This is a genomic window from Streptomyces sp. SA15 (genome assembly GCF_002291145.1).
GTDB lineage: Bacteria > Actinomycetota > Actinomycetes > Streptomycetales > Streptomycetaceae > Streptomyces.
The window spans coordinates 1-2,684 of sequence record NZ_NTGE01000196.1 but is presented as its reverse complement, the minus strand read 5'-3'; the positions used below and the strand labels follow the sequence as shown (position 1 = coordinate 2,684).

At 69.3% G+C, this 2,684-nt stretch carries 4 protein-coding genes; all 4 read right to left on the bottom strand.

The genetic code is table 11. The annotated features are described in order from the left end of the window. Positions 1-243 (bottom strand): translation initiation factor IF-2 N-terminal domain-containing protein (locus CLM62_RS41900; protein ID WP_143659244.1); only part of this gene is annotated, 243 nt, incomplete at its 3' end. 146 nt (positions 244-389) lie between these two features. Then, positions 390-668 carry a YlxR family protein gene (locus tag CLM62_RS41895; RefSeq protein ID WP_095755130.1) on the bottom strand — a complete coding sequence of 93 codons (279 nt, stop codon included), beginning with the start codon at positions 666-668 and terminating at the stop codon, positions 390-392. A 90-nt stretch (positions 669-758) separates the two neighbouring features. Further along, positions 759-1,745, bottom strand: a complete 987-nt coding sequence (nusA, locus tag CLM62_RS41890) for a transcription termination factor NusA (RefSeq protein WP_095755129.1) — start codon at positions 1,743-1,745, stop codon at positions 759-761. Positions 1,746-1,747: 2 nt separating this feature from the next. Next, a complete protein-coding gene (gene rimP, locus CLM62_RS41885; RefSeq protein ID WP_095755128.1) occupies positions 1,748-2,257 on the bottom strand; it encodes a ribosome maturation factor RimP in 510 nt (169 codons plus the stop codon). Positions 2,258-2,684 lie beyond the last annotated feature (427 nt).

The window sequence follows — 2,684 nt, the reverse complement described above, 5'->3', positions numbered from 1 at the left end:
AGCCGGACGGGCGGCCTGCGCGGGAGAGGGGGCTGCCGGCTTCGCCGGGGCAGCCTTGCGGGGGGCGGGCTTGCCGCCTCCGTTGCCCTGCTGGAGGGCGTCCGTCAGCTTACGGACTACGGGCGCCTCGATCGTCGAGGACGCCGAACGGACAAATTCACCGAGTTCTTGGAGCTTGGCCATGACGACCTTGCTCTCAACCCCGAACTCCTTGGCGAGTTCGTATACCCGGACCTTAGCCACTTCGCTCCTTTTAGGTCCGGGTTGCGGCCGGACCGTCGCTACTTCATGGGCGTACTCATCGCGTACTCATCGAGTGCTCATCGCAATCTCGACCTACTTCCGACTCGCGAGGTACCAGGGCCGCACGGGGTTCCGTGCGACGCGTCTTACGGTGTTGCCTGCTCGACATAGAGGCGCAACGCCTTTGTGTCGAGCGGTCCCGGGGCGCGCAGCGCCCGTGGGAAGGCCCGACGGCGTACCGCCAGGTCGAGACAGACCAGGGCGGGGTGCACATACGCACCCCGGCCGGGCAGCGTACCGCGATCATCGGGGACGCATTCGTCCTCGACGGCCACGATCCGCAGCAAGTCCTTCTTGGCCGCTCGCTCCCGGCACCCCACACAGGTGCGCTCAGGGCATGCTCGGGCGGGCGTCCGGCCAGACACAGTTAAGTCTACCTCCCCGTACCGACCTCACCCCTTTGGGGCAGAAATCGAACGGCTGTTGTCGTGATCCAAGCGATCTGCGGCCTGGATCTATTCCCCGGGCTGCTCGGTGTCCGGACGGATGTCGATCCGCCAGCCGGTGAGCCGGGCCGCGAGCCGGGCGTTCTGCCCTTCCTTGCCGATCGCCAGCGACAGCTGGTAGTCGGGCACCGTCACGCGCGCGGAGCGGGCGGCCATGTCCACGACCTCGACCTTGGAGACGCGGGCCGGAGACAGCGCGTTCGCGACCATCTCGGCCGGGTCGTCGGACCAGTCGACGATGTCGATCTTCTCGCCGTTCAGCTCGCCCATGACATTGCGCACACGGCCGCCCATGGGGCCGATGCAGGCGCCCTTGGCGTTCAGACCGGAGCGGGTGGAGCGGACGGCGATCTTCGTGCGGTGACCGGCCTCACGCGCGATGGCGGCGATCTCGACGGAGCCGTCGGCGATCTCCGGCACCTCCAGGGCGAAGAGCTTCTTCACCAGATTGGGGTGCGTACGGGACAGGGTCACGGACGGACCGCGGACGCCCTTGGCCACCCGGACGACGTACGACCGCAGCCGCATGCCGTGCCCGTACGTCTCGCCCGGCACCTGCTCCTGCACCGGCAGGATGGCCTCCAGCTTGCCGATGTCCACGAGCACGTTCTTCGGGTCGCGCCCCTGCTGGACGACACCGGTGACGATGTCGCCCTCGCGGCCGGCGTACTCGCCGAGCGTCGCGTCGTCCTGGGCGTCGCGCAGCCGCTGCAGGATGACCTGCTTGGCGGTGGTGGCGGCGATCCGGCCGAAACCGGTCGGGGTGTCGTCGAACTCGCGGGGCTCCTGGCCCTCCTCGAGGTCGTCCGGGTCCTCCTTCGCCCACACGGTCACATGTCCGGTCTCCCGGTTGAGCTCCACGCGCGCGTGGCGGCGGCTTCCCTCGGTGCGGTGGTAGGCGATGAGGAGGGCCGCCTCGATCGCCTCGACCAGCAGGTCGAAGGAGATCTCCTTCTCCCGTACCAAGCCCCGCAGGGCACTCATGTCGATGTCCACGGCTACGCCTCCTCCTCTTCCTTCATGTCCTTCTTGTCCTTACGGCTGAACTCGACCTGCACGCGCGCCCTGTCGATGTCGCCGAAGGCGAGTCTGCGTGCGGTGGGCTTGCGTCCCTTGACTCCGGGCACCTCGACGTCGAGTCCGTCGTCGTCGACCGTGAGGATTCTGGCCACCAGCTCCTCGCCCTCGGCCAGCTGGAACTTCGCCAGCCGTCCGACGGCTCGCGCGTAATGCCGGTGCTCCTTGAGGAGGCGCTCCGCGCCCGGGGTTCCGACCTCGAGGGTGTACTCGCCCTCGCCCATCGCGTTCGTCTCGTCCAGCTTCGCCGAGAGCTCGCGGCTCACATCGGCGATCCGGTCCAGATCGGCACCGGTGTCGGAGTCGACGACGACCCGCAGCACACGCTTGCGTCCGACGGAGTCCACGGCGATCTCTTCGAGATCCAGGCCCTGGGAGCTGACGAGCGGTTCCAGGAGCTTTCGCAGCCTCTCGCTCTGGGTGGTGCTCATCCGGGTGACTCCTCGGCCGCGTGTGCTGTTGTGGGAAAGTCGCGTGTCTGGTCAAAGGGTATCCGGTCCCGGGGGTGTTGCCGTCCACCGGGGCGGCCCTCGGACGCCCCGGTGGACGGCCACCTGGGCCCGGCCGGGGCCCGGACGGTGCCGCTGAGTGGTGCGGGGTGACGGCACGGGTACGGTGATCACGGGCGTGCCGCCCTTCTTGGTGTTTCTTTCGTACGAGTTCCCCGAGGACGTCTGCCGTGCCCCTCCCCCCGCCCTCGCGCGCCCTGACGGGACCGCGCCGAAGAAGCCTGCTCGCCACGGCCGCGGGCGCCGCCCTGCTGGCGGGCTGCTCCGACGGATCGGACTCCGAGTCCACCGGCGGCAGCCCGTCGCCGGCCGAGCGGGCACGCGCGCGTGCGGCCCGCGAGAGCCGGGG